The 26,241-nt window shown below is 63.9% G+C and carries 19 protein-coding genes and 1 pseudogene; 10 read left to right on the plus strand and 10 right to left on the minus strand.

Features of this window, described 5'->3' with window-relative positions; genetic code table 11:
* The first annotated feature begins 251 nt into the window (after positions 1–251).
* Together ACPFMJ_RS17920 and ACPFMJ_RS17925 are read left to right on the plus strand one after the other, a co-directional pair.
* Entirely contained in the window at positions 252–1,511 is a 1,260-nt protein-coding gene (locus ACPFMJ_RS17920; protein ID WP_424361264.1) for a methyltransferase domain-containing protein, read from the plus strand.
* 35 nt (positions 1,512–1,546) lie between these two features.
* Positions 1,547–1,741 (plus strand): hypothetical protein, encoded by a 195-nt coding sequence (locus ACPFMJ_RS17925; protein WP_424361265.1) that lies wholly within the window; start codon positions 1,547–1,549, stop codon positions 1,739–1,741.
* Positions 1,742–1,988: 247 nt separating this feature from the next.
* On the opposite strand, the gene ACPFMJ_RS17930 is transcribed toward ACPFMJ_RS17925, so the two are convergent.
* From ACPFMJ_RS17930 to secA, 4 genes and pseudogenes are all read right to left on the minus strand, one after another.
* Positions 1,989–2,186, minus strand: coding sequence for a hypothetical protein (locus ACPFMJ_RS17930; RefSeq protein ID WP_424361266.1), 198 nt, complete (start codon positions 2,184–2,186; stop codon positions 1,989–1,991).
* 50 nt (positions 2,187–2,236) lie between these two features.
* The gene (locus tag ACPFMJ_RS17935; protein ID WP_424361267.1) at positions 2,237–2,989 is read right to left on the minus strand and encodes a hypothetical protein; all 753 of its coding nucleotides are present in this window, start codon (positions 2,987–2,989) and stop codon (positions 2,237–2,239) included.
* 214 nt (positions 2,990–3,203) lie between these two features.
* On the minus strand, positions 3,204–3,779 hold the full coding sequence (locus tag ACPFMJ_RS17940; RefSeq protein ID WP_424361268.1) for an Hcp family type VI secretion system effector: 576 nt from the start codon (positions 3,777–3,779) through the stop codon (positions 3,204–3,206).
* Between the two features lie 712 nt (positions 3,780–4,491).
* Positions 4,492–7,329, minus strand: a pseudogene (gene secA / locus ACPFMJ_RS17945) (preprotein translocase subunit SecA).
* Between the two features lie 877 nt (positions 7,330–8,206).
* On the opposite strand from secA, the gene ACPFMJ_RS17950 reads away from it, so the two are divergent.
* Entirely contained in the window at positions 8,207–8,641 is a 435-nt protein-coding gene (locus ACPFMJ_RS17950; RefSeq protein ID WP_424361269.1) for a GNAT family N-acetyltransferase, read from the plus strand.
* 24 nt (positions 8,642–8,665) lie between these two features.
* Positions 8,666–9,649 carry a zinc-dependent alcohol dehydrogenase family protein gene (locus ACPFMJ_RS17955; protein WP_424363909.1) on the plus strand — a complete coding sequence of 328 codons (984 nt, stop codon included), beginning with the start codon at positions 8,666–8,668 and terminating at the stop codon, positions 9,647–9,649.
* A 138-nt stretch (positions 9,650–9,787) separates the two neighbouring features.
* Here ACPFMJ_RS17955 and ACPFMJ_RS17960 read toward each other — a convergent pair whose 3' ends face one another.
* Both ACPFMJ_RS17960 and mgtA read right to left on the minus strand, forming a co-directional pair.
* Entirely contained in the window at positions 9,788–11,284 is a 1,497-nt protein-coding gene (locus ACPFMJ_RS17960) for an AAA family ATPase (RefSeq protein WP_424361270.1), read from the minus strand.
* Between the two features lie 17 nt (positions 11,285–11,301).
* On the minus strand, positions 11,302–13,899 hold the full coding sequence (gene mgtA, locus ACPFMJ_RS17965) for a magnesium-translocating P-type ATPase (protein ID WP_424361271.1): 2,598 nt from the start codon (positions 13,897–13,899) through the stop codon (positions 11,302–11,304).
* A 95-nt stretch (positions 13,900–13,994) separates the two neighbouring features.
* Here mgtA and ACPFMJ_RS17970 point away from each other — a divergent pair, with 95 nt between their 5' ends.
* The 3 genes from ACPFMJ_RS17970 to ACPFMJ_RS17980 are packed head-to-tail and all read left to right on the plus strand — an operon-like array spanning position 13,995 to position 16,911.
* The gene (locus tag ACPFMJ_RS17970; protein ID WP_424361272.1) at positions 13,995–14,786 is read left to right on the plus strand and encodes a class I SAM-dependent methyltransferase; all 792 of its coding nucleotides are present in this window, start codon (positions 13,995–13,997) and stop codon (positions 14,784–14,786) included.
* A 2-nt stretch (positions 14,787–14,788) separates the two neighbouring features.
* Positions 14,789–16,048, plus strand: coding sequence for a glycosyltransferase family 4 protein (locus ACPFMJ_RS17975; RefSeq protein WP_424363910.1), 1,260 nt, complete (start codon positions 14,789–14,791; stop codon positions 16,046–16,048).
* 5 nt (positions 16,049–16,053) lie between these two features.
* Entirely contained in the window at positions 16,054–16,911 is an 858-nt protein-coding gene (locus ACPFMJ_RS17980; protein WP_424361273.1) for a glycosyltransferase family 2 protein, read from the plus strand.
* A gap of 3 nt (positions 16,912–16,914) precedes the next feature.
* Here ACPFMJ_RS17980 and ACPFMJ_RS17985 read toward each other — a convergent pair whose 3' ends face one another.
* The 4 genes from ACPFMJ_RS17985 to ACPFMJ_RS18000 form a co-directional block, all read right to left on the minus strand.
* The gene (locus ACPFMJ_RS17985; RefSeq protein WP_424361274.1) at positions 16,915–18,351 is read right to left on the minus strand and encodes a lipopolysaccharide biosynthesis protein; all 1,437 of its coding nucleotides are present in this window, start codon (positions 18,349–18,351) and stop codon (positions 16,915–16,917) included.
* Between the two features lie 37 nt (positions 18,352–18,388).
* Entirely contained in the window at positions 18,389–20,104 is a 1,716-nt protein-coding gene (locus tag ACPFMJ_RS17990; protein ID WP_424361275.1) for an outer membrane beta-barrel protein, read from the minus strand.
* Positions 20,105–20,195: 91 nt separating this feature from the next.
* Positions 20,196–20,438, minus strand: a complete 243-nt coding sequence (locus ACPFMJ_RS17995; RefSeq protein WP_424361276.1) for a DUF2312 domain-containing protein — start codon at positions 20,436–20,438, stop codon at positions 20,196–20,198.
* A gap of 107 nt (positions 20,439–20,545) precedes the next feature.
* Positions 20,546–23,086 carry a DUF2235 domain-containing protein gene (locus ACPFMJ_RS18000; protein ID WP_424361277.1) on the minus strand — a complete coding sequence of 847 codons (2,541 nt, stop codon included), beginning with the start codon at positions 23,084–23,086 and terminating at the stop codon, positions 20,546–20,548.
* Positions 23,087–23,240: 154 nt separating this feature from the next.
* Between ACPFMJ_RS18000 and ACPFMJ_RS18005 the strand changes: the two genes are divergently transcribed.
* From ACPFMJ_RS18005 to ACPFMJ_RS18015, 3 genes are all read left to right on the plus strand, one after another.
* The gene (locus ACPFMJ_RS18005) at positions 23,241–23,723 is read left to right on the plus strand and encodes an RDD family protein (RefSeq protein ID WP_424361278.1); all 483 of its coding nucleotides are present in this window, start codon (positions 23,241–23,243) and stop codon (positions 23,721–23,723) included.
* A gap of 64 nt (positions 23,724–23,787) precedes the next feature.
* The gene (locus ACPFMJ_RS18010) at positions 23,788–24,525 is read left to right on the plus strand and encodes an arginyltransferase (protein ID WP_424361279.1); all 738 of its coding nucleotides are present in this window, start codon (positions 23,788–23,790) and stop codon (positions 24,523–24,525) included.
* Positions 24,526–24,742: 217 nt separating this feature from the next.
* Positions 24,743–26,074 carry a L,D-transpeptidase family protein gene (locus ACPFMJ_RS18015; protein WP_424361280.1) on the plus strand — a complete coding sequence of 444 codons (1,332 nt, stop codon included), beginning with the start codon at positions 24,743–24,745 and terminating at the stop codon, positions 26,072–26,074.
* Positions 26,075–26,241 lie beyond the last annotated feature (167 nt).

Raw genomic sequence — 26,241 nt, forward strand, 5'->3', positions numbered from 1 at the left:
TCTCCCGCGCGGGGCGCGCGAGGAGGGCTTCCCCTGCGGGAGGGCCGGGCGGGCGGCTCTGGCCCGGCGTTACCTTAGCCGGAATTTCCTCAACAAGAGGAAACGGGTTCGGCCCCGCGCGCCACTCTTATTATCAAAGGCCGCTAAATTCTATATAGACAGGGCTTTGCGGACCGAAAATCGGTCCCCGCCGTTCATGCGCGCGCCCTCGCCCCCGGCGGGCAGCGACCGTCCTTTCACCCGGTAGGCATATGGATCGTCAGACGGAACTTCTTAAGCACGTTTCGAAAGACGCGCTTGGCGTCGAGATCGGTCCCTATTTCTCGCCTCTGGCGCCCAAGCGCGACGGATATAACTGCCTCTCCCTCGACGTTTTCGACACGGAGGCGGTCAAGGCTCGCGCCCGGATGGATCCGAGCCTCTCTGACGAAAAGGTCGAGCTGATCGAGACGATCGATCTCGTCGGCAGCGCCGTGAATATCGACGCGCTCCTGCGCGAAAAGGGCGTCGCGGGCGACATCGACTATGTCGTCTCCTCCCATAATTTCGAGCATCTGCCCAACCCGATCGCCTTCCTCCAGGCCTGCGGCCGCGTGATCAGGAAAGGCGGCTATCTCTCCATGGCGCTCCCCGACAAGCGCGCCTGCTTCGATTTCTTTCGCCCGCGCACGAACCTCTCCGCCTGGATCGAGGCCTATTTCGAGGGGCGCGGGCGGCCGACGCTCGCCCAGATCTTCGATCAGGACAGTTCGATCGCACGCTGCGCGAATGGCGAAACGTCGTCGATCACTTTTTTTGTCGGTGAAGATATCGAAAAAATTTCTGTCGCGCCGGCGCTGCGCGAGGCCTTCGCAGCCTGGGCGCAAAGACGCGAGGTCGGAGACCAGAACTATTACGACGTGCATTGCTGGGTCTTCACGCCGAGCAGCTTCCGCATGTTGCTTTCGGACCTTTATTTCCTGGGTCTCTCGCCCTTTGCGGTCGAGGAGGTGACGGATTCGGCGCTGTCCGAATTCTATGTCCATCTCCGTCACGAGGGCTACAAAGCCTTCTCGCCGGAAGAGACGGAGGCGCATGACGCCGCGCGCCAGCTCTTGCTGCGCGGCGCCGTCGCGGAGGAGGCGCGCGTTGCGCACGCCGGGCGCGAGTTCGAGATTTTCGACCATATGCGCGCGCGATACCGGCGCATCGGCCTGAACGCGCCGCTGGTCTGGGCGCGGGCGTTGAAGCTGTTCCTGAAGCGCCGCAACCTGGCGCTCGTCAGGCATTATCTCGCTGTCTGCGACTCGGTTTTTTTCGATCCCGCTTTTTACCGAGAGACCTACGGCGTCGCGGACGCGGCGACGCATTATCTGCTCGAGGGCGCATCCCAGGGCTTCGATCCCGGACCGTTTTTCTCCACGCGCCAATATCTCGAGCGCAATCCCGACGTCGCCAAGACCGGCGTGAACCCTCTGGCCCATTTCGAGATTTTCGGCCGGGCGGAAGGACGCGAGCCCGCCTTGCGTTGAGCATCTGGGCGGGGCCGCCCCGGGCGCGCGTCAAAATGGGCGCTATTCAGGCAGGCGGCCTGCGTTATGCTGGCGCGCTAACGGTCTGCTTGGGTTCTCGCGAGGAAACGATTTCTATCGAGGTCGAGCGTGAATTTCTGGTGGCCGGCGATGCGGGGCGGGAACTGTCCCACAAGCGAACGGTGTCGACGACCTTCTCGCAACACGACCTGCCGTGCAGCCACGCATGACGTGATTCCCCACCGCTTTTTCGGGCGGAAGAAAAAGGGACCGCTGTATGACAGCGGTCCAAGTCGGGGGAGAACGCTCAAGGAGTGAGCGAAAGTCTTTAAAGACAGCGCCGAGGGGTAACAATCAACCCCGCCGGGCCAGAAAGGCCCGTCCTGCGACGACTGGTCGCAGTATTGTCAAGCCTTCGACCCTCAGCTTCCCCAAGAGAAATCAGGGCCCGTTGCGAAGCGCCTGCTCCAATTGGCGTTATGTCGAGGCGATGGCGTGAAGAAGGGTGAGCCCGGACAGAATTGCCGCGGCGACGCCGAGGAGGCGGAAGATCCGGCCCACCCTCTCAAAGCGCGCGCCAGACATGGAACGGCCAAGCAGATACAGGCAAATACCGGATATGAGGAGCTTCAGCCAGATCGGATCTTCTCCGTAGGAAAAAATCGGCACGATCATTTTGTGATCCGACCAAAGGTTTCAAAGCAAGGAGTTATGCAGGCGCGCTCTTAGCGGAATTGCTGCAGGGCCATTCTTAGCGGTTCTGTCGAAAGCTGAATCAGCCCCCCATAGGGTTGATCCATTTCAAGCGTAAGGAGGATGGCGCCCGTCATTGAAAGCGCTGCTGTAAAGAGCGCGCTGATCACGATCAAGTTCAAAGGAGCGATCAGACCGAGACTGAAAAATATCGTCATCAGCCAGAAAATCAGGACGGACAGGAACAGGGGAGACACTGTGCTGGCCGAGCTTTGATAGATTTTCCACCGTGAGAGGGCGATCTCGTTCCCGAGAGAGAGCGCTGTCGTCTTGATCCAGGTCTGATTTGCATTCTGCTCCGGCAGTTCCATCAACGCCGACACGAAATTATCGACGCCTTCGCCGGTTACGGCTTTATGGTTCATCCCCTCTTTTCCGATTTTTTCAATGATGGCGACCGAGTTCGACGCCACCTGCCGAAGCGACGCCCGAGCCTTCTCGGACAGGCTTCCGTCCTTGAGAAGCAAGCGATTGAGCGCGATCAACCTCGCGGCGCTCTCCTTCAGCTCCGATTCTTTGGTGTCGAAGGAGGTTTTGGCCGTCGCGATGAGGAGTCCGAGGGTCAGAGCCGCAAGACCAATGACAACGCTCCTCGCAGCTTCGATGATGGTCTTGGACTCGCCGCTCAAATGATGCTCGGGGATTCTGTCCTTGACGACGATGCCAGCGAGCGCTGATCCAAAGATGCACAGAAAAGCGATGAGGCATATTAGAGAAGGGCTCATGATCGTCCTGCCGCGCAGCCATCGTAATTATATACTATCGGTTGTCGAAAGATCGCATTGCACGAGGCGAATTGCCAGAGACGCTCGTGGGAAATGGGCGCTGCCGGCCGCGTGAAAAAGAAGTCTTTTCTGTCGAACTGACGCTATGTCGTGTGGCTCAATGGGCGCCGTGCGGGCGCACGCTCGATGCGTGGCCCGCATTTGACGCGCAGCCCTAGAATGGCTTGTTCGTCACGCAGTCCCATCCAAAAACCACCGGCTTGCCGGGGATGCCCTTATCTGTCTGAGGCGTATAGGTATAACGGTACTGATTTGCTTTCAGAATAATGGTCTCTTTCACGTTCTCGTCGCCGTCCGCGACGGACTGTGCAATGCTCAAGATTGAAACTTGACCCAATTCAATCTTGTAATACTCAACCGGTGTTTCCCCTTTCTTCTCGACCGTAATCTTGGCCGGACCCGTGGTGGTTTGCCCACTAAAGAGCAATCCAAGAAACTGAGGGCTACTCGTGTCGACCCTTTTGCTCATTGTAATTTGACCGCATACAACCTTTCCCGCGCCGGCGCCGCGGCCGGCCTCGGGGTTGCTCAGGATCCTCGACGCATTTGCGGACATGTCGTCGAATTCCACATCGCCTTCATGACCCTTCACCACAGAATCGCCGGTGACGCCGGGAAATTTGAGAAAAGTCTGGACGGCTGCGCTTGCGCCTGCAACGCAGGCCATGGAAAAGGCCGAACCCAGCAACAGAGAACAACAAAGCTGACGAGATGACTTCACGCGTTTCATAGCGCCCCCCGGAAATTCGAATTGACAGGCAGGCTAAACCTACCCTGCTAAGGGGGACGTCGATAGGTCTGTGCGACCGATGCTTGGGCGCTCGCCGAGTCTTCCCCCGGATGGGCGCCGAGCTCAAGCCGGGCGTTGACGAGCGCCGACAGCAGGATCCCGCTATTGAGGAGCGTCTTCGTAAGACCGGGCTTGCATCAGATGCGAAGCAATGTCGGCGGTAGCGGCCTGGCGTTGACCATTCGGGTTTAGCAGTCCCCGTTGACGAACCCCGATTACGGACAAGGGTGAATCCTTCAGAGCCACGAGGTTTGGCGGGGCGTTGTCAGAGACGGCTGCCAGCTCAGCCTCTGGCGTAAGCAAAGGATAGCCCATTGATTGCGAAAGCAGCGCGATAAAAGTTGTGACGACAAATCCCATGGTAACGCATTGGGCAACCAGGCTTGTCCAATCAGCGTTCCAAAAGCGCGGCAAAGATAGATACATTCTATCCTCCCCAGGTCAGGCCCTGTTCGGCGGCTTCTTCATGACATTAACCAAACTAGTCTTTACCAAAAAAAGACAGAAAGCAACCGACCTGGGAGCCTTTTCGGTGAGCGGTTTGATGCTCGTCGCGGCGTCGAAATAATAATTGCGGTTAGACGCGCATCGATTCCTGGCGGCTATCCAAAAAGAAAGGGCCTGCAAATCAGCAGGCCCTTTATTGATTGGCTTACACCAGCTGTCCGTGACAGTGCTTGTATTTCTTGCCCGAACCGCAGGGGCATGGCTCGTTGCGGCCGACCTTGCCCCAGCTATCGGGGTCCGCCGGGTCGCGGACCGGCGCGGGCGCGAGCGCTTGCGGCGAGAAGTCTTCGGCCGAGAGGCGCGCGTTCAAATCCTCGAGCGCGGTCACTTCGGCGCTCACGCCGCCCGAGAGCGGAACGGGATTGGGATGAGACATTTCCATCGGCGGCAGCTCCGGCGGGGCGGAGGGCGGCGCCTCGAAGCTCACCTCGACACGCATGAGCTGCGCCGTCACGGCCTCGTCCCAGCGGCTCATCAGGGTGCGGAAGAGCTCCAGCGCTTCTGACTTGTATTCGTTGAGCGGATCGCGCTGCGCCATGCCGCGCCAGCCGATGACCTGACGCAGATGGTCGAGCGCGACGAGATGCTCGCGCCAGAGCGTATCGAGCGCCTGCAGCACGATCTGCTTCTCGATCATGCGCATCAGCGGCGCGCTGTTCTTCTCGACGCGCTCCTCATAGGCCTTGTCGGCGGCCTCGAGCAGACGCTCCTTGAGCTCTTCGTCGGCGATGCCTTCTTCCTTCGCCCAGTCGGCGACGGGCTCGTCGAGATTGAGCTTGGTGCGGACGTCTTCCGCCAGGCCTTCGACGTCCCACGCCTCGGCATAGGCGTCGTGGGGAATGTGCACGGAGACGAGATTTTCCACGACCTCCGCGCGCATGTCGGAGACCTGCTCCTCCACGCTCTCCTCCGTCATGATCTCGCGCCGGCGCTCGAAGATCACCTTGCGCTGGTCGTTCATCACGTCGTCGAACTTCAGGATGTTCTTGCGGATGTCGAAATTGCGCGCTCGACCTTCTGCTGCGCCTTCTCGATCGCCTTGTTGATCCAGGGATGGACGATCGCCTCGCCTTCCTGCAGGCCGAGCTTCACGAGCATGCCGTCCATGCGCTCGGAGCCGAAGATGCGCATCAGATCGTCCTGCAGCGACAGGAAGAACTTCGAGCGGCCCGGATCGCCCTGGCGGCCGGAACGGCCGCGCAACTGATTGTCGATGCGGCGGCTTCATGGCGCTCGGTGCCCATGATGTAGAGACCGCCGGCGGCCAGCGCCTTTTTCTTCATTTGAGCGACGTCGGCGACAAGCTCGGCGCGCTTCATGGAAATGGCGGCGCGCGCGTCGCCTTCGAGGCCAGCGCATTCCTGCGCGACGCGCATCTCGACATTGCCGCCGAGCTGAATGTCGGTGCCGCGGCCGGCCATGTTGGTGGCGATGGTGATCGCGCCCGGCACGCCGGCTTCCGCGACGATATAGGCTTCCTGCTCGTGGAAGCGCGCGTTCAGAACGGCGAACATCTTGGACGGCTCGCCCGAGCGCGCCGCCTTGTAGAGCTCGGACAATCCCTTGCCGTCGGCGAAGTCGATCATCTTGTAGCTCTTTGATGTACTTCTTGTCTTTCAGAAGCTCAGAGAGCTGTTCGACTTCTCGATCGACGTCGTGCCGACGAGCAAGGGCTGCATGCGCGAATTGGCGTCCTTGATCTCCTCGAGGATCGCGCCGAGCTTTTCCTTCGCCGTGCGATAGACTTCGTCGTCGTCGTCGCGGCGCTGAACCGGGCGGTTCGTCGGGATTTCGAGGACGTCGAGCTTGTAGATCTCGGCGAATTCGTTGGCTTCGGTCGCCGCCGTGCCGGTCATGCCGGCGAGCTTGTCGTAGAGGCGGAAGTAGTTCTGGAAGGTGATCGAGGCCAGCGTCTGGTTCTCGGGCTGGACCTGCACGCGCTCTTTGGCTTCGAGCGCCTGATGCAGGCCTTCGGAATAGCGACGACCCGGCATCATGCGGCCGGTGAACTCGTCGATGATGACGACCTCGCCCTTGGACGATATAGTCCTTGTCGCGCTGGAACAGCTTGTGGCGCGCAGCGCCTGCGTTGATGTGGTGGACGATCGTGACGTTGTCGATGTCGTAGAGCGTGCCCTTGAGAAGACCGGCGGCCTCGATCAGCAGCTCTTCCATATGCTCGTTGCCGGCGTCGGTGAAGGAGATCGAGCGCTGCTTCTCGTCGAGATCGAAGTCCTCCGCGCTCGATCTTCATCATCTCGTCGATCGTGTTGTAGAGATCGGACTTGTCGTCGAGCGGACCGGAGATGATGAGCGGCGTGCGCGCCTTCGTCGATGAGGATCGAGTCGACCTCGTCGACGATCGCGTAGGCATGTGCCGCGCTGCACCATCTGCGCGAACTCGTATTTCATATTGTCGCGCAGATAGTCGAAGCCGAATTCGTTGTTGGTGCCGTAGGTGATGTCGGCGGGCGTAGGCGGCGGCGCGGTCCTCGTCCGGCAGGTCGTGGATCATGACGCCGACGCTCATTCCGAGGAAGCGGTAGACCTGGCCCATCCAGTCGGCGTCGCGCTTGGCGAGATAGTCGTTCACCGTGACGACATGCACGCCCTTGCCGGCGAGCGCGTTGAGATAGACGGCGAGCGTCGCGACCAGCGTCTTGCCTTCGCCGGTGCGCATTTCGGCGATGGCGCCCTCATGCAGCACCATGCCGCCGATGAGCTGAACGTCGAAATGGCGCTGGCCGAGCGTGCGCTTGGCGGCCTCGCGAACGGTGGCGAAAGCGGGGACGAGAAGGTCGTCGAGCGTCTTGCCGTTCGCGAGCTGCTCGCGGAACATGGCCGTGCGGGCCTGCAGCTCTTCGTCCGTCAGCGCCGCGAGCTGCGGCTCCAGCGCGTTGATCGCTTTGACTTTCGGCGCGTAGGTCTTGAGGCGGCGGTCGTTGGCCGTGCCGAAAATCTTCTTGGCGATGGCGCCGAGCATCCCGCAAACCCTTCTTATGGCGCGCCGTCGCCGGCGCGGGCGCCATTTCGGGCGAGCGAGGCGGAACGTCGCAAATCTCCGCTCCTTCAGCTTCTCCAGCAGCACCCCGTCCGAGACGAGGCCGGGGAAGCGGAAGAAGACGGACGGCGTTTCGCCATGGGCGACGAGGATTTTCTCGGTCTCGAAAATCTCGCGGTCGAGATCGACGCCGGGGCGCAGGAGATAGTTCTGCGCGTCCTTCAGCCCCACGACGTAAGGGTGGGAATAGGAGTGGTCCGCCCAGGTGATGTCCAGCGCGCCGGAGCGGACCTTCTCCTGTAGCCAGGCGAAGTCTTCTCCATGATGCGCGATCCAGGCGCCGGAGACGGCGAGGGTCAGCGGCGTGCCTGGCCCCTGAGCGGCGACCTCCTCGATGAAGGCGCGGTCGAGCGGCTTCTGGCTTGGGCAGAGATCGCCGGTGATGTAGGCCCCGGCGCCCTTGCCGTGGATGAGCCCGGCATTGACGAGCGCCGGCGGACGGTCGGGATCGGCGGACGGACGCACCGCCTGCATGAAGCGCGTCTTCGCCTGCTCCTCCTCCGTGGTCTGCGCGCAGCGCCAGCAGGAGGCGCGCTCCAGCGAGGTTTTCAGGGTCTGCGGATCGACCGTCAGCAGCAGCTTCTCGCCGTCGACGTTCATGCGGCGCGTGGCGAGGCGCGTTTCGCCGTCCTTCGCACAGGCTTCGAAAACAGGTGTGTAATCATGCACCCGCGCGCCTGTCGCGCCTGCCTGCGGCGCGATCGTCGCCGGACCGCAATCCTCCTGCGCGCGCGCCGTTGCGGCGGCCGCGAGGCTTGCGCAGAATAGCAGAAAGGCGAGGCTTGGTTTCACGGGCGCGATGTTTAGCAGAAAGACCCCAATTGAGAAGCTCGCGTTCGAGGCCGCGGAGTCGCCGGAAGTCGCCGCGCTTCTCGGCGGCGAGATCGCTGCGCGCTTCGGCCCCCGCGACGAGGCGCCGATGGGGATCACGGCGCGGGACGAAGACGGCGCGCTGATAGGCGGGCTCAACGGCGTCGTTCATTGGCGCTGGCTTTATATAAGGCATTTGTGGGTTTCCGAGGAGGCGCGCGGGGGCGGCCTCGCCCGCCGGCTCATGGAGGAGGCCGAAAACGCCGCCCGCGCCCGCGGCGCCGTCGGGGCCTATATCGACACATTCGATCCGCGCGTGGCGGTCTTCTACCAGCGTCTCGGATATGCGCGCTTCGGCGAGATCGCGGATTTCCCGATCGGCGGGCGGCGGATCTATCTGAGCAAGCGGTTTGCGATGGATTAGGGTGCGCCTGAGATGACAGCCATGATGAAGGCCATGGTCCTGCGGGCGCCCAACACGCCGCTCGTGATGGAAGAACGTCCGCTCCCCATTCCCGGCCCCGGCGAGCTGCGCCTGCGCGTCGAGGCCTGCGGCGTCTGCCGCACCGATCTGCACGTGGTCGATGGCGAACTCACGCGGCCCAGGCTCCCCATCGTTCCGGGACACGAAATCGTCGGCCGCGTGGAAGTCGTGGGTCCGGGGGTGACTGGCTTCGCCGCCGGGCGCCGGGTCGGCGTGCCGTGGCTCGGCCATACCTGTGGCCATTGCCCTTATTGCGCGAGCGCGCGGGAAAACCTCTGCGACGACCCTCTCTTCACCGGCTATACGCGCGACGGCGGCTACGCCACGCATGCGATCGCCGACGCCTCCTATAGTTTCGTGCTGCCGGAGGAGGGCGACGCCGCGACCCTGGCGCCGCTGCTCTGCGCCGGGCTCATCGGCTGGCGCACGCTGAAGATGGCCGGGCCCGCGAATGTGATCGGCGTTTACGGCTTCGGCGCCGCCGCGCATATCATCGCGCAGGTCGCGATCCTGCAAGGCAAGCGCGTGCACGCCTTCGTGCGGCCGGGCGATACGGCCGCCGCCGAATTCGCCTTGTCCCTGGGAGCCGCGAGCGCGCAGGATTCCAATGCGCCGGCGCCCGAGAAGCTCTACGCCGCATTGATCTTCGCGCCGGTCGGCGCGCTCGTCCCGCGCGCGCTCGCGGCGGTGAAGAAGGGCGGCGCGGTCGTTTGCGGCGGCATCCATATGACCGACATTCCGAGCTTTCCTTATGCGCTGCTGTGGGAGGAGCGCCGGCTCTTGTCCGTCGCCAATCTCACGCGCGAAGATGCGCGGGAATTCCTGTCGCTCGCGCCGACATTGCCGCTGAAGATGCATGCGACGCCCTATCCGCTCGAACAGGCCAACGAGGCGCTGGGGGATCTGCGCGAAGGGCGCTTGCAGGGCGCCGCTGTGCTTGTGCCTTGAGCCTGCCGAAAAGATTTTTTCGGTGGCGTGAAACAACTCGCGCCGCGACGGGTTTCATTGATGCGGTTCGAGGAAAGCGTTAATTCGCGACCCAGTGACAACCGCAAACGGCTCGCTTCCCTCAGGGGGAGCGGGCCGTTAACTTTTTGGCGGCGGCAAGGCCGCGACGATTTCTCTTGCGATCTCTCGCGCCTTCCGACCGGCGTCGATCCGCATCCAGTCGATCTCGCCGGTCTCCTTCGCCGCCTGCGCCTGCAGCACGTCGCGCGTGGCGTCGGAGACGTCGTTTGTGCGCTTGTCGACGCGCGCGATCCTCTGTGAAAGATCGAGATCGAGCCATGCGCCAAGGAAGGGCGCGCCGGCTGCAGAAGCAACAGCCTCTATCGCCGCGCGATCCGGGGCGCGGTCGAAAACGGCGTCGACGATGACGGGCCATCCCGTTCGGGCGACGCGCTCGGCCGCGTCGAACATGCTGCGATAGACCTTTTCGGAGGCCTCGCTGCGATACGCCTCCGGCGGCAGGCGGTCCGTCGGCGCGGCGCCGAAGAGACGCTTGCGGATGCGGTCGCTGTTGAAGATGCGCGCACCCGGCGCGGGCCCGACAAGCGGCGCAAGCGCGGCGGCGACGCTGGATTTTCCCGCGCCGCTAAAACCACCGATCGCGACGACGTTGCGTCCAGCCGGCAGGAGAAGCGCGCGGGAGAGTTCGAAATAGTCGCGTGAAACCTCGACATGTCCCTGTGCGCCTTCGACATGCGCGCGGATCGTCGCGCGAAGCGCCATGAAAAAGGGCAGCAACGGCAGCCCTTCCTCCTCGCTTTGGATGCGCGCGTCGAGATAGCGGTTGAGCATCAGATTTGCGAGATCGCTCAGGCCGACGCGCCACAGATCCATCAGCAGAAAGGCGATGTCGTAGAGAACGTCGATCGTCGAAATATCGTCTGAGAATTCGATGCAATCGAAGGGCGTCGGCTCGCCCTCGAACAGGCAGACATTGCGCAGATTGAGATCGCCGTGACAGGCGCGCACGCATCCTTGCGCGCGCCTTTCGTCGAGGAGCGCCGCCTTCTCGTCGAGCACGCGGCGCAAATTGTCGAGATGCGCTTCGATTTCGGACAAGGGCGCGGGCGTCGCCGCATGAAAGCTCGCCTCCATGCTGTCGATGATCTCGCGCATCGAAGCCGCGCCGCCGCGCGCCGTGTCCGCGGCCGCCGCGTCATGCGCCGCGGCGACGCGACGCGCGAGCCGCTCGGTCATGTCCCGGGTCAGGCGGCCCTCGCGCGCCATGCGCTCGAAAAGCGCGTCGTCTGGAAAGCGGCGCATCTCCACGAAGGCCTCGACAAGGTCGCCGCCGCCGTCGAGCGCCAGCCTGCCATCCGCCTCCCGCGCGACACGCCGCATGCCGAGATAAAGGGCAGGCGCGAAGCGTCGGTTGAGCGCGACTTCGCGCTCGCACATTTGCAGTCGCAGGTCGCGCGTCGAGAAGTCGAGATAGGGCAGACGCACCGGCCGCTTGATCTTGAAGACGCGATCGCGCCCGAGCAGAACCGTCGAAATATGCGTGTCGACCCTTTGCGCGCCTCCGAGGCGTTCGGTGAGAAAGGCGACGATCTCGGCTTTTACGTCGGCGGTCATCGTGGCGCTCGCGCTCCTCAATCTTCGAAGCGTTCGAAAAACGCCGTCTTGGCGAGATGGGCGAGGATCGCGTAGCCAACGAGGAAGCAGGCGAGCGCCGGCCAATAGCTCAGCGGCAAGGGCGTGAAGCCGAAGATCGGCGCGAGCGGCGAGTAAGGCAGAGCCGCGCCGATCAGACAAACGATGATGGTCGTCAGCAACAAGGGGCCGCTCGCCCGGCTTTCGAGGAAGGGAATTTTCCGCGTGCGGATAATGTGGATGATGAGCGTCTGCGTGAAAAGCGACTCGACAAACCAGCCGGTCTGAAAGAGCGACGGCTTGTCCCAGGCGTTGAAGAAGAGCACCATCAGGATGAAGGTCGCGTAGTCGAAGATCGAGCTCACAGGCCCGACATAAAGCATGAACTTCGCGATGCCCTCGATGTCCCATTTGCGCGGGCTCGCCAGAAACTCCTCGTCGACATTGTCCGTCGGGATCGTGGTCTGCGAGAAATCATAGAGAAGATTATTCGTGAGAATCTGGATGGGCGTCATCGGCAGGAAGGGGAGGAAAACGCTCGCGCCGAGCACGCTGAACATGTTTCCGAAATTCGAGCTCGCGCCCATGCGGACATATTTCAAGATGTTGGCGAAGACCTTGCGTCCTTCGATCACGCCGTCATTGAGCACGGCGAGGCTCTTTTCGAGCAGGATGATGTCGGCGGATTCGCGCGCAATGTCGACGGCCGTGTCGACGGAAATGCCGACATCGCCGGCCTTGAGGGCGGGGCCGTCATTGATGCCGTCGCCGAGATAGCCCACGACATGGCCGTTCTTGCGCAACGCCGCCACGACGCGCGCTTTCTGCGGCGGCGACAGCTTTGCGAAGACAGTGATCGCCGAAACTTGCGCCGCGAGCGCAGCGTCGTCCATTGCGTCTATATCGGCCCCAAGCGCGAGCGCTTCGATTTCCAGCCCCACGTCGCGGCAGACCTTCCGGGTGACGATCTCGTTGTCGCCCGTCAGAATTTTCACGGCGATTCCGGCATTTCGCAGATCCGCGACGGCCTGGGCGGCGCTGTCCTTGGGCGGATCCAGAAAGGCGATGTAGCCCAGCAGCGTCAGCTCATTTTCGTCGGCGGGCGAATAGACCGCCTGTTCGCGCGCGACGCGCTTATAGGCGACCGCAATGACGCGGAAGCCGTCCGCATTGAGTTCCGCGGTTTCCTGCTTCGCCGTTTCGAGATGCGAGGCGTCGAGGACGCCGGCGGCGCTGGCGGTCTCGAAACGGGTGGCTGCGGCGAAGATTTCCTCGACCGCGCCCTTGCAGATCAGCAGCCGCTCGCCCTCGTCGCTTTCGACGATCACCGACAGTCGGCGGCGCCCGAAATCGAAGGGAATCTCGTCGATCTTCTTGAAGCTGTGCTGCGGCGTCAGTCTCTCCTCGATCTCGGCGTGCTTGAGAACGGCGATGTCGAGTAGGTTCCTGAGGCCGGACTGGAAATGGCTGTTGAGATAGGCGAACTCCAGCACGCGATCAAAGTCCGCGCCGTAGATGTCGAGGTGGCGTTTCAGAATGATGCGGTCCTGTGTCAGCGTGCCGGTCTTGTCGGTGCAGAGCACGTCCATGGCGCCGAAATTCTGGATCGAGTTGAGGCGCTTGACGATGACTTTCTCGCGCGAAATGGCCATGGCGCCCTTTGCGAGGTTCACCGTGACGATCATCGGCAGCATTTCCGGCGTGAGACCGACGGCGACCGAGATCGCGAACAAAAAGGCGCCGAGCCAATCTCCCTTGAAATAGCCGTTGATGAAGAAGACCAGCGGCGCCATGACCGCCATGAAGCTGATCATCAGCCAGGTGAAGCGCCGCACGCTTTCGTCGAAGGCGGTCGAGTCGTCGGCCTCCGTGATCTTGTCCGCGATGGCGCCGAAAAAGGTGCGGGAGCCGGTAAAGAGCACCAGCGCTTCGCCATAGCCGCTGACAACGTTGGAGCCCATGAAGGCGAGGTTCGCCGCCTCCAGGGGCTCGTCCGCCCGATCGAGACGGTGCGCGAATTTCTCGACAGGCATGGACTCGCCGGTCAGGGCGGCCTCGTTGAAGAAAAGGTCCTTTGTCGCGATCAGCCTAATATCGGCCGGCGCCATGTCGCCGGCGGTCAGGCGGATGATGTCGCCGGGGACGATCCGGTCGAGCGACGTCTCGACGAAGGGATCGTCGGCGGGGGCGTCGGGCCGGCGGACCGAGGCGTGCGTGCGCACCATGGCGCGCAATTTGGCGGCTGCGGCGTTGGAGCGATGCTCCTGCACGAAGGCGAGCAGCACGCTGAGCACGACCATGGCCGAGATGACGATGGCCGCGCGCCGGTCGCTGAGCGCAAAGGACGCGCCCGCGAGGGTGAGAAGGAGGCCGTTCAGCGGATTGAAAACGTGGCGCGCCAATTCGCGCAATACGCCGGCGCCGGCGTCCTGCGCCACGCGGTTCGGCCCGAAGCGCCGCAGACGCGCCGCAACCTCAGCTTCGTCGAGGCCCGCGGGCGAGGCGTCATATTCCGCATAGAGCGCGTCGATATCGCCCAAGGCGGCCTTTCGGAGCGCCGCGCGGACCGCATCGTCCTCCCTGGCGCTGAAATTCATCGCCCTGCCTGCCTTTCGGGTTAGGGGCCCGATTCATCATCGCGTAACTGCGTCGCCTTAAGATACAGCACCTTTTTCGTGACGAAAGCCCGGCCATGAACGCGCAACCGATTTCCCTCGCCCAGGCCGCAGAGCGTAAACCGCTGGATATTCGCGACATCGTTGCGCGGCTCGATTATGATCCGGATTTCAACTGGGCCTGGGACAATTACAAGCGCACGATCGTCGAGATCGCGCAGCAAAAAGGGTTAACGCGGCATCTCGAAATCGGCGGCGGGCGTGATCCGCTTTTCCTGCCCCCCGAGGTCGCGGCTCACGGCTTCGAGGTGACCCTCAACGACATTTCCGCCCATGAGCTCTCGCTCGCGCCGGCAGGCTACGCGACCGTCCAATGCGACATCGCCGGCAAGGACGCGAGCGCGATCCTTGGAGCCGAGCGCTACGACATCGCCTATAGCCGCATGGTGATGGAGCATGTGCCGGACGTTGCGCGCATGTGGGAGAACATCGCCCATACGCTCGCGCCGGGCGGAATCGCCTTCAGCTTCTTTCCGACGCTTTACGCGCCGCCTTATGTGCTGAACCGTCTCATCCCCGAAAAAATCTCGCGCTGGATGCTCGAAACCGTCTTTCCCGACCGCAAGCAGGACGGCGACAATCCGAAATTCCCCGCTTATTACGACTACTGCTTCAGCGAGGAGGACAGGATCGTTCCCATGCTGAAGCGCGCAGGCTTCTCGGACGTCGTCGTGTTGCCCTTCTGGGGCTACAGCTATTTCTGGAAATTTCCGGGGATCAAGCAGATCGACGCGGCGTTCACGAAGATCGCGCGCGAGCGGCAATGGCGCGCCGTGTCGAGCTTCGCCTATGTGATCGCGACGAAGTGACGATGCGCATCGTCGTCGTCACCGATCACGCCCATATCAATGGCGGCCTCGCCAAGGTCGCGATCGACAGCGCCAAAGGCTTTGCGCGGCGCGGCCATCGCGTCGATTATTTCGCGGCGGTCGGGCCCGTCGAACCGGGCTTGGCGGAAGCCGGCGTGACCGTGACGCTGCTGGACCAACCGGATGTGCTGTCGACCTCGTCGCTGGCGCGTTTCGGGGCGCAATGGCTTTGGAACGGCGCGGCGGAGCAGGGGCTCGCCAGGCTCCTCGCCGCCTGCGATCCCGCAGAAACGATCGTCCATGTGCATGGCTGGGCGAAGGCGCTTTCGCCGTCCATCGGGCGAGCGCTCAAAAAGGCGGGTCTTCCTGTCGTGCATACGCTGCACGAATATTATCTCGCTTGTCCCAATGGGGGCTTCTACGATTATGGCGCGGCGCGCAATTGCGATTACACGGCGATGTCGGGGGGCTGCATCGCGCATAATTGCGACTCGCGCGGCTATCACCGCAAGCTGATGCGCGTCGGACGTCACGCGCTGATGCGCTATGGCAGCGGGCTTTACGACACGGCGCGCCATCTCATTACGATCTCGAAGCTGCAGCGCGAGGTGGTCGCGCCTTATATGCCCAAGGATGCGGCCTTCTACGAGGTGGGCAATCCCATCGACGTGACGGACCATGGACCCAAGGGCGAGCATAGGCCCGGCGACTTCGTCTTCGTCGGCCGCCTCTCGGCCGAGAAGGGCCCGCGTTATTTCGCACAGGCCGCCGAGCTTGCCGGCGTGACGCCGGTCTTCGTCGGCGACGGGCCGGAGCGAGCGGCGCTCGAAAGGGAATTCCCGCGGGCGACGTTTCTTGGGTGGAAGGACCCCGCCGGCGTGCGCGAAGCGCTGCGCGCCGCGCGCGCGCTGGTGTTTCCCTCGGTCTGGTACGAAGGCCAACCGCTCACCGTCTATGAATCGCTCGCCCTCGGCACGCCTGTGATCGTCAGCGACATATGCGCGGGGCGTGAGGCGGTCGTAGATGGCGAGACGGGCTTCTGGTTCAGATGCGCCGACGCCCACTCGCTCGCCGGCGCCATTGCGCGGTTGAAGGATGACGATCTCGCGCGCCGCATGTCTGACGCCGCTTATGCTCGTTACTGGGCCGATCCACTGACGCTCGATCGTCATCTGGACGCCCTCGCAGCTGTTTACGAGAAGGTGCGCGCCGACTGGCGCAAGGCGCCGAGCCTCGCGGCGCATGCGGAAGCCTTGTTGTAAGCCGGATGAAGATCGCCGTCGCCATCGCCACGACCGGGCGCTCGGGAACCGTCGCCGCCTGCCTTCAGCGCATTGAGCGCCTGTCGCGCCAGCCTGACCGCCTCCTCGTCATCGGCGCGGCGCCGGAAGACGCGCCAACGCCGCCAGCCGCTGCGGATTTTCACCTCGCCAGGGGGCGCGGTTTGCCGATCCAGCGAAACCACGCGCTCGATCTCGTCGCCGGGGAAGCGGATATCATCGTCTTTGTCGATGACGACTATGTTCCTGCGCCGGGCTTTGTCGAAGGCGTCGAGCGCTTGTTCGCCGGCAATCCAGATATCGTCGCCGCCTCCGGTTTTCTCATTGCGGACGGCATCAATCGCAAGGGGCTGAGCTTCGCGCAGGCGGACGCGTTCATCTCGTCATTTATCCCTCAAACGCCATACGTCACGGACGAAACCGGGACCTATGGCTGCAACATGGCCTTCCGTCTCGCGGCCGCCCCGCATTTGCGCTTCGACGAAAATTTGCCGCTCTACGCCTGGCTGGAGGACACGGATTTCTCCGCGCAATATGCGCGTCTGGGGCGCGTCGTGCGGACGAACCATTTCTGCGGCGTGCATCTCGGCGTCACGTCGGGGCGCACGTCGGGAGTGCGGCTCGGCTATTCGCAGATCGCAAATCCGCTTTATCTCGTCCGCAAGGGCACGGTGACGCCGCGCTTCGCGCTCAATCTCGCGCTGCGCAACATGATCGCGAACGCGGTGAAGTCGCCGCGTCCCGAGCCCAATGTCGATCGTTTCGGGCGCCTGCGCGGCAATCTGATGGCGCTCGTCGACATTGCGCGCGGGCGGTCCCATCCGCGCCGCGCGCTGGAGCTGTGAGTCTTACTGCAATTGCGGCTGGCGCAGGCGCGCCATGATCTTCGGCCCCACGAGGCTGCGAACGCTCGCGACGTCGAAGGCGTAGGCGATCGCGCCATAGACTGCGACGCCCAGCGCGACCTGCAGGAGCATTGTGAGAATGCAGGGCTCCCACAGACGCATTGGCGCGCCGATCATGAGCATGGCGCCCGCCGCGACGCTTGCGCCGAGGATGTCGCGCGCGCGCGGCCACATGGGCTTCAGCAGGAACAGCATGGCGACGAGCGCGACGAGGCCGCTCATGGTGGAGATGGACTGCGCATAGGCGAAGCGCGTCGCATCCGCCGTCGCCGGCAGCAGCAGCACCGCGAGCGAGTTGGCGAGCAGAGCGACGAGCGCCGCGATGATGAGCGGGGTGAGTTTGTGCGCGAGCTGGAAGGCGGTGTTGACGCCGTAATTCATCATGGCGAAACCGAACAGGGCAGGCGTCATGATTGCGAAATAATGCGCGAAGGGGCCACGGAAATTCTCGGGCACGAAGAGCGTCTCGAAGCTCGGCAGGATGAGCCAGCAGCCCGCGACAGCGGGCGTGACGACGGCGAAGACCACGCCGAGATTGCGCGAGATCTGCGCGCGCGCAGCGTCGGCGCCGGCGGTCTTTTCCGTATGGACGGCGATCTGGAAGAGGATGACGTCCACGGCCGAGCCGATCGCGCCGACGATGCGGATGCCTGTCTCGAAGGCCAGTGAAAGCTGGCCGACCTCCGCGAAGCCATGCTGCTGCGAGAGCAGCGTCCGGTTGATCAGCGGAATGCTCTGATAAAGCACCGCCGCGATGATGATGGGGAGGCCATAGGCGAGGAAGCGCCGGGCGAGCGCGCGCTCTGCGTTTTGAAAGCCGGCGTTCGGGTCGACGATCTCGCCGCGCGCGACGAGGAGGCATCCGGCGACGGAGACCATCATGCCGACGAGCGCGACATTGGCCGAGCGAAACAGAAACGCGCCGCCCACGGTGAGCGTGAAGGCGAGGACGTTTTTCGCGATCACCAGCGCGCCATAGGCCCTGTCGTGGAAGCGGGCGCGAATGAGCGCGGTCGCCGTGTCGAAAAGCGCGTTGGTGATGGAGACGCCGACCGCGAGCGCCGCAAGGTCGCGGCTCAGCGGCAGGTCGAGGCGCAGCGCCCAGAGCAGGAAGGCGACGAGGATCACGAGCGCGGCGAGCGCCGCAAAGGAGGCGTCGAGCGTCGCGCGGATTTGCGGGCGTTCGAGACGGTCGCGCTCCGAATAAAAGCGCGTCGCCGCGAGTCGGAGCCAGTCGAAGACGAGCGTCTGCACGACGACGGCGACGGAAAGCGCCAGCACGAAGCGGCCATATTCCGCGGGGCCCAGAAATTTCGCGACGAGCAGGCTGACGACGAAATTCAGAAGGCTGTTGAGAATGAAGGGGACCATCATCCACATGGCGACGCGCCTTTGAGTCCTCGACTTGCGCGCACTTTCAAAGCTGGAACCTCAAGCCCACGAGATAGACATTCGCCGTGTAGTCGGCGTTGGGAAACGTCGTGTCCAGCGTCTCGAAACGATAGCTGCCCCGCAGCGAGATCGTCCGCGTGACCTTGTAGTCGAGCGCCACGCCAACCGAGCCGCCGCGTTCGACGACGTCGGCCCCTTGATAATTGTTGAAGAAATAACTCCCGGTAACGGTGACGTTTAAATTTCGCATCAGATCGTGCGACAGAGTGGCGTTCACCGCGCGCGTCAGCACGCCGCTGGCGTTGGCGAGCGTCGTTTCGTTCAGCGTGGTGGAACCGCGCAGGGTCATCGTCGTCAAAGCGGACGGCGTGTAGATGAGCGCCGCGTCGATGACGGGGCCGCGCAGCGGAACCAGCGTCACGTCCGCGTAATCGCGCCGGCCATAGCCGCCCGAGACCTCGCCCGTCACCATGTCTGTGACGTTGAACTGCGCGCCGCCGCGCGCGATGTAGCCGACGCTGTCGCGATAGAAGCCGTTGAAATCCCGCGGCGCGTCGTGGATGCGCGTGTCGTAGGTCGCCTCGACGAAGGGCTTCAGGTCCGGCGTCACCTCGTAGGACGTGCGCAGCAGACCGCCAAAGCCGTTATAGCTCGTCGCGGCGAGATTGAGCGTCGTGCCGTTGGAATATTGCGCGTCCTGATACCAGACGCGGTCATAGGTGCCGCGCAGCTCCACGCCGATGCGGCCGAATTTCTGCGACACGCCCGTCTGCGCGCCGACGCCGAGAATGGCGGGGCGGTTGACGACATAGACCGTCGATTGCCCCGCCTGGATCGCCGGCGCGCCCGGACGCTGCGTTTCGAGCTGGAGCCGTCCGCGCAGATCGAGCGCGGTGTCCTGCGTCACGTCGTAGCGCGCCGCCATCTGGCCCTGCGCGTCGGGACGGTTCGCCGCCGGATAGCTGAAATATTCCGAATAGCCGCCGCGAAGCTCGCCCTCGAGGCTGTGGCGCGCCCAATTGGACTTGACCCTCACCCCGCCTTCGCCGCGAAAGAACATCGAGCCGCGCGGATTGTAATTGGGCGCGAGGCGGTTGGGGTTGTCGTCATAGCCGGTGCTGGTCTGGGCGTAGGGAAAAAACAGCGTTGAGCCGATCGGAACGCCGAGGGGGTCGTAAGGATTGAGTTCGACCTTCGGCTTCGGCTTCGTCTTGATGATCGGCTCTACTGCGACCGTCGGCGGCGGCGGGGGAAGGGGCGGGGCGGCCTGTCCCGGCGGCATGGTCGCGCGCAGCCGCAACTGCTGCTTGGCGACGTAGGAGCTCTTGTAAGGCTCGAGCGCCGGGAGCGGATTCTTCGGCGAAAATCTGGGGTACGGCGCGCGCGGCGGCGGATAGGGTCGCGGAAACTTCTCCCTTCGGACGGGCGGGCCGTAATTGGCGGAGGTCGAGACGCCGCCATTGTCCATCGTCGCGCCGCGCATCAGCAGCGCGGGGTCCGAGGGAATGGAGAGACCGAGCGGCTCCGCGGCCTGGCCTGGTTTCGGGACAGACGGCGAAAGGGTTGGAAGAGCGGCGCCAGACGAGGCCGCGGCGCCTTTCTTTGCGGCGCGACCGGTTTGCTTGGCGCTGGTTCCGAGGCCGGGAAGGGCCTGGCCCGCAGCCGGCGTCGCCGCGAGCGCCGTCAATGCGGCGCAGAGCGCGGCCAGCGCGACGCGGCTCCCCAAGCTTCCCGACGGCACTGTTTTCCCTCGCCTGCGCGCCGCGTCCGCGACAGCGGGGGCGCATGGCTAGGGTTAGGGCCTTATGGTTAACGGTAGCTTATCGGACGGCTCAGTCCATGCCGAGCGCGGAGAGGTAGAGCCCTAAAATCTCTTCTTCTTCCTGCCGCTTGTTCTTGTCCTGCCGACGCAGGGAGACGACCTTGCGAATGATCTTTGGATCGAAGCCGGTGCCCTTGGCCTCGGCGTAAACGTCTTTGATGTCGTCGGCGATGGCGCGCTTCTCCTCCTCGAGCTTCTCGATTCGCTCGATGAAGGCTTGCAAGTGGCCGCCGTCGACGCCGTTCGTATCCATGTCGTGAGTTTCCCGCAAAAAGGAGAGGTCCGGGGAACGGTTTGTTCACCAGACGTTTCCCGCGAGGCTTGCGACAGCTTCATGACCTCGTCAAGGCGCGCGCGCCTTTAATCCCCATAATCCGCAGGCAACGCTTTGAGCGCGACCTTGGCTGCCCCCGCATTGTTTCCATAAGTATGCCGCCACGCGCCGTCGGGGTTGCGGCCCTGCTGGCCGAGAACGAGCGCGGTCGGGAAGAAGCCCGAATAGGCGTCGTTGACGTAAAGAAACAGCTCCGCCGATTTGGGCGCCTTGAAGCGCACGGTCATGACCTGCTTGCCGTCGCCTTTGGGGAAGGGCGGCGTGGGGTCGGCCGGGAGGATCGTGAAGGCGTCCTCGCCCATCTGCAGCATGGGCTTGAACCAGGGCTGGTCGATCACGCGCCGTACAGCGAGGCCGGCGAGGAAGAGTTCCGCCTTCTGCGCGAGGCTCAGCTCGTTGCGCTTCAGGCCGCCGAGATTGGCGGCGAGGTCGGCGTCGCGCCAGTCCGCCGTGACCGCGAAGGTGGCGACATAGCTGCGGCCCTTCTCGAGCCTCACGCCCGTCGCGAGGCAGGGCGTCGCCGTCTGGAACGCGAACGTCTTTTCCTCGCCCAGCCTTAGCGTCTCCGGGTTCGTCGACGCCTGGCAGACGTCGCCCCGATAAGCGCGCAGATGGAAGACGAGGCGATCCCCGATAAAGAGCACGACCGCGAAAGCCAGTCCGAGCAGCACGGCGGGCAGGAGGTGGTTGGAGACGACGCTCCAGAAGCTGCTGGCTGGACGGCAATTGACAAGCCAGGCGCCGACATCGTCCCAGAACTTCGTCACGGCGCCGCGCGGCTCCTCGTCGGCCATGCCCCAGGCGGCGCGGGAGCGGTCGGCGATGATGACGCGCAGACGCCCGCCCCACAGGAAAGAAGCGAGGAAGATCGCGCCGAGCGTCCCCGAGAAGATGGGATGCTCGACGAAGCCCTCCAGCCAGGGCGAGAGGAAGCCCGGCAGATAGCCGCCGACGAAGGCCGCAATGTCGGCGAGGGGAATTGCGAAATCGCCGCCGTCCGCGTCCCTGTCGAGGAGCGGCGTCAGGAAGACGAGCACGAGCAGCGACCAGAGCGTCACCTGATACATGACGCGCCGCCAGAAGACCGCGTTGGTGACGAGCTTCAGCAAAGCGGGCTTCGGCGCGCGCAGTTTCTCGATCGCTTCCGTCAATGAAGACGCCTTGACGCCGTTCATACGCGTCATGAAAGCGGCCTTGCGTGCCTCGTCATCGGGACTCGACTCGACTTGATAGAGAAGCCGACCGTCGTCATCGACGACGTCCATTCGGGCTGGCAGCGCTATCGGCGCATAGCCTTCGAAGCGCAGCGCCATGCGCTGCACGACGCTTTCATGAACGAGCGGCGTGACCGGCGCCTCGGCGGCGGCGGCGGCCCTGGTGCCCGGCTGGATTTTCCGCGTCAGTCGCTGCGCGTCGCTCAGGATGCCGGCAATGTCGCGCGGCTTGTAGCGATAGAGGGCGCCGAAACCGGCGCGCGAGTCGTAAAGCTGGCCGAAAGCGGTGGCCTTGGCGCAGATGTCGGCGACGAGGCCCTCTCGAAAAGCGACGCCCGCGCGCATCGCCTCCTTCATGATCCAGCGTAGCGGCAGGATCGCCTGGCTGTCGTCGGGATAGCCGCCGCCGATATTGGCGTGAACGCCGGCGAACCAGATCTGCCGGCTGCGTTCGCTCACTTCCTCATGCGCCTTCTTTTCGGCGTCCTCCCGGGAATGCCCCGCCTGAACGAGCACCTCGACAATGGCCGCGCGCAGCTCGCGCGCTTCCTTGCGGGCGAGCGAGTCGTCGAAGGGGATGGGCGTGAAGGCGTCGCGCTCGTCGTCGATCGAAAGCGCATGGCGCGTCACTTTCACATAGTCGAGCAGGTCGTAGCTGCTGAAGGTGAGGGGGAAGACGTAGCGGTCGATCATGATCCGCAGCTCTTCCACCGGCATGCCATAGGCGCCGACCGTGTCCCACAGGCCGAGAAAGTCGATCTTCCCGACGCGGCAATTCCTATCGGGCGCGTATGGCCGGCGGCCGAGCAGTCGGTCGAGCAGGGGGATGACGACGTCGTCGCGCGGCCAGCGCCAGAGATTTTCGAGCCCCAGCCGCGTCTTGAAATGTTCCGCGCGCATCCGCCGATAGGCGCAGCGCGCGAGCCGGTCGAGTTCGGCCTCCGAATCCGCATTGACGGGCAGTCCCTCGGAATCGACCAGCCCCACCAGGACGCGGATGGTGAAGGCGCCCCGGCTGAAGCCGAAGCAGGCGATCTTCGGGATCTCGCCTTTGCGATTCTCGGGGATCTTGCCGGTGTCTGGATCGGTGAGCGCCTCGAGCGCGTCGGAATAGTGCCGGGTGAGGAATTTGTAGAGATCGAGCACGTTGCGCTTCATGCCGAAGCCGAAGGCGCCGCCGAGCGCTGCGAGCCAGCGGTGCTGCGAAGAGCCCACCCCGTCGTCGTAATAGGCGATCTGTCCCTTCTCCGGAGACATGTCGAGCGCGTCGTAGAGGCGGAAGACGTTCGTCTTGAAAGGGGAGGCGGAGCTGTTTCCGGTGCCGTCCGAAAAAAGGACGATGGTCTTGAACATCTGCGCTCCCTGAAAAACGTTTTTCTAAAGGCGTTTAGCTGACCACAGCGCCGCTGGTCGCGCAAGCGCCCTTTGCGCGAGGGCGTCTTGAAACTCCCGGCCCCCCGTCCGACATTGAGCGACGCGCGCGTTTCCCGCGCCAAGGATCGAGACCATGACCCAGGGCGACTATCGCGGCGACTACCCAAGGCGGGCCTCCGACTTCCGCTCGGCGACGCCGCCTTATATCCCGCCCCAGGCGCTGGAGGGCGTGCGCACCCGCCGCATCATGGCTGTGGGCCTCGACCTCATCCTGGTGTCGGCGATCTCGGTGGCGCTGTTCTTCGGCCTCTTCATCCTGAGCTTCGGCATGTCGGCGCTGCTGCTGCCGCCGCTCTTTCCGATCGTCGCCTTCTTCTATAACGGCCTGACGGTCTCGGGCTGGCGCATGGCCACGCCGGGCATGGCCTTCATGGATCTCGAGATGCGCACCATGCAGGGCGAGCCCGTGCCTTTCCTGCAGGCGGCGGTGCATGCGGTGTTGTTCTACGTCACCTGGATGCTGCCGCCGCTGCTGCTCGTCTCCTTCGTGACGAGCGACAAGCGCTGCCTGCACGACATCGTGGCGGACGTGATCGTGCTGAGGCGGTCGGCCTGAATTAGCGATTGGCGCGAAGCCTTTTCTCGCCCTATTCTCTGATGAGCCAGGGACCGAGTTTTCCGTGACCAAAGAGCCACGAGACGCGCCACAATTCTATCTCACCTCGCCGGCGCCGTGCCCCTATCTGCCGGGGCGCGCGGAGCGAAAGGTGTTCACCCATCTCATCGGCCTGCGGGCGCCGGCGCTCAACGACACGCTGACGCAAAGCGGCTTCCGCCGGTCGCAGACCATCGCCTATCGTCCGGCTTGCGAGCAATGCCGGGCCTGCGTGTCGGTGCGCGTCCTCCTCGACGAATTTTCGCCCGACAAGACCCAGCGGCGCACCCTGCGCCGAAACGAGGATATTACCGGCGAGCCGCGTCCGGCCCGCGCGACGCCCGAGCAGTACGCCCTGTTCCGCCGCTATGTCGGCGCGCGGCACGCGGATGGCGGCATGGCCGACATGAATCTGGTCGATTACCAGATGATGATCGAGGACAGCCATGTTGACACGCGGCTGATCGAATACCGCCTGTCGCCCAATCTGCCGGGCGGCGACGCCGATCGCCTCGTCGCCTGCTGCCTCACCGACCGGCTCGCCGACGGCCTCTCCATGGTTTACTCATTTTACGAGCCCGCCTTCGAGAGCCGCTCGCTCGGCTCCTTCATGATCCTCGACCATATGGAGCGCGCCCGCGCCGCCGGCCTGCCGCATCTCTATCTCGGCTATTGGGTCGAGGGCTCGCGCAAGATGGCCTACAAGGCCCGCTTCCTGCCGCAGGAGCGGCTGGGGCCGGAGGGCTGGGTGCGGGTGGGCTGAGGGCGCCAGAATTAGACTTGCGCCCTGCGGTCTTAGCCCATTCTGGGTCCGGTTTTCCCCGGAAATCGGGGGTGAAAGCCACAAAATCGCCGCCTATTCGTTCCTTGTTAACTCTGAAGCTGCACATCATGTAAACCCTCATCCGGCGCAGCCTTGGGCTTGACGCCGGTCGAACCGTTTTCCTCCGCGGCCGCGGAATCCACTGCGACTGGAGCGAATGTTGCAAAAAATCGCGATCCCTCCGCTTTCTCTGCTTCCGCTGTCCCTTGGCCTTGCGCTCGGCGCGGCCATGCCTGCGCGCGCGGAGACCGGGCAGGCCGAATGGGCCCAGAGCTACGACGCCGCCGCGCGCCTGACCGTTTCGCGCTCGACGACGCCCATTCTCTCCGAAGCCACGGTGTCCGCGACCGAGCAGGCGATCGAGCGCTATCGCGAGATCGTGAACAATGGCGGCTGGCCGCAGGTGCCGGCCCAGCAAGTGCGGCTCGGCTCGAACGGCCCGGCCGTGTCGGCGCTGCGACGGCGCCTCATCGTCTCCGGCGATATCGGCCCCGAGACCGGCACGAGCCCGGTTTTCGATTCCTATGTCGAGGCGGCGGTGCGCCGTTTCCAGGCGCGCCACGGCATCATCGAGACCGGCGTGGTCAACCAGCAGACGCTGACGGCGCTGAACGTGTCGGCCGAGACGCGCCTGCGCCAGCTCGAGACCAATCTCGTGCGGCTGCGCAGCTTCTCGCATGATCTCGGCAATCGCTACGTCACCGCCAATATTCCGGCCGCGCAGGTCGAGACGGTGGAGAGCGGGCAGGTCGTCTCCCATCACATTGCGGGCGTCGGCAAGATCGACCGCCAGTCGCCGGTGATGCAGACCAAGGCCTATCAGGTCAATTTCAACCCGTTCTGGACGGTGCCCGCCTCGGTCATCCGCAAGGATCTGATCCCCAAGATGCAGGCGGACCCGAACTATCTCCACGACAACCACATCCGCGTCTACAACAAGGAAGGCCAGGAGCTGCAGCCCGAGCAGATCAACTGGCGTTCGCTCGATGCGATGAACTACAAGTTCCGCCAGGACATTGGCGGCGACTTCAACTCGCTCGGCGTCGTGCGCATCGATATCGCCAATCCTTACGGCGTCTACATGCACGACACGCCGGCCAAGGGCGTCTTCGGCGACGATTACCGCTTCGTCTCCTCGGGCTGCATCCGCCTGCAGAATGTCCGCGACTATGTCGCCTTCCTGCTGCGCGAGACGCCGGGCTGGGACCGCGACGCGATCGACCGCGCCATCGCCTCGGGCGAACGCCTCGACGTGAAGATCAATCCCGCCGTGCCGGTCTATTGGGTTTATGTCACCGCCTGGGGCACCCCCGACGGCGTCACCCAGTTCCGCGAAGACATCTATCAGCGCGACGGCCTGACCGCCTCGCGCGCGGAGCCGGCGGACTATTCGCAGATGCCGGTGACGCAGGCGGCTGCGCCGCAGGCCACTCCGGCGCCGCGTGGGCTGCGCAGCGAGCCGCTGCTCCCGCGGGACGAAGAGAACTAACCCAGCTCCCATAGAGGTGGTGACGCCCCTCGTGCTTCGAGACGCTTGCTGCGCAAGGTCCTCGGCATGAGGGGCTTCTTTTTGCAGCGTGGATTACTTGGGCCTCATCGGAGCGAGCAAAGCTCGCGTCTCGAAGGACGAGGCCGCCGCCGAGGTTTGCCCCCAAC

Origin of the sequence: Methylocystis parvus, assembly GCF_049675845.1 — a bacterium.
Classification (GTDB): Bacteria; Pseudomonadota; Alphaproteobacteria; order Rhizobiales; family Beijerinckiaceae; genus Methylocystis; species Methylocystis parvus_A.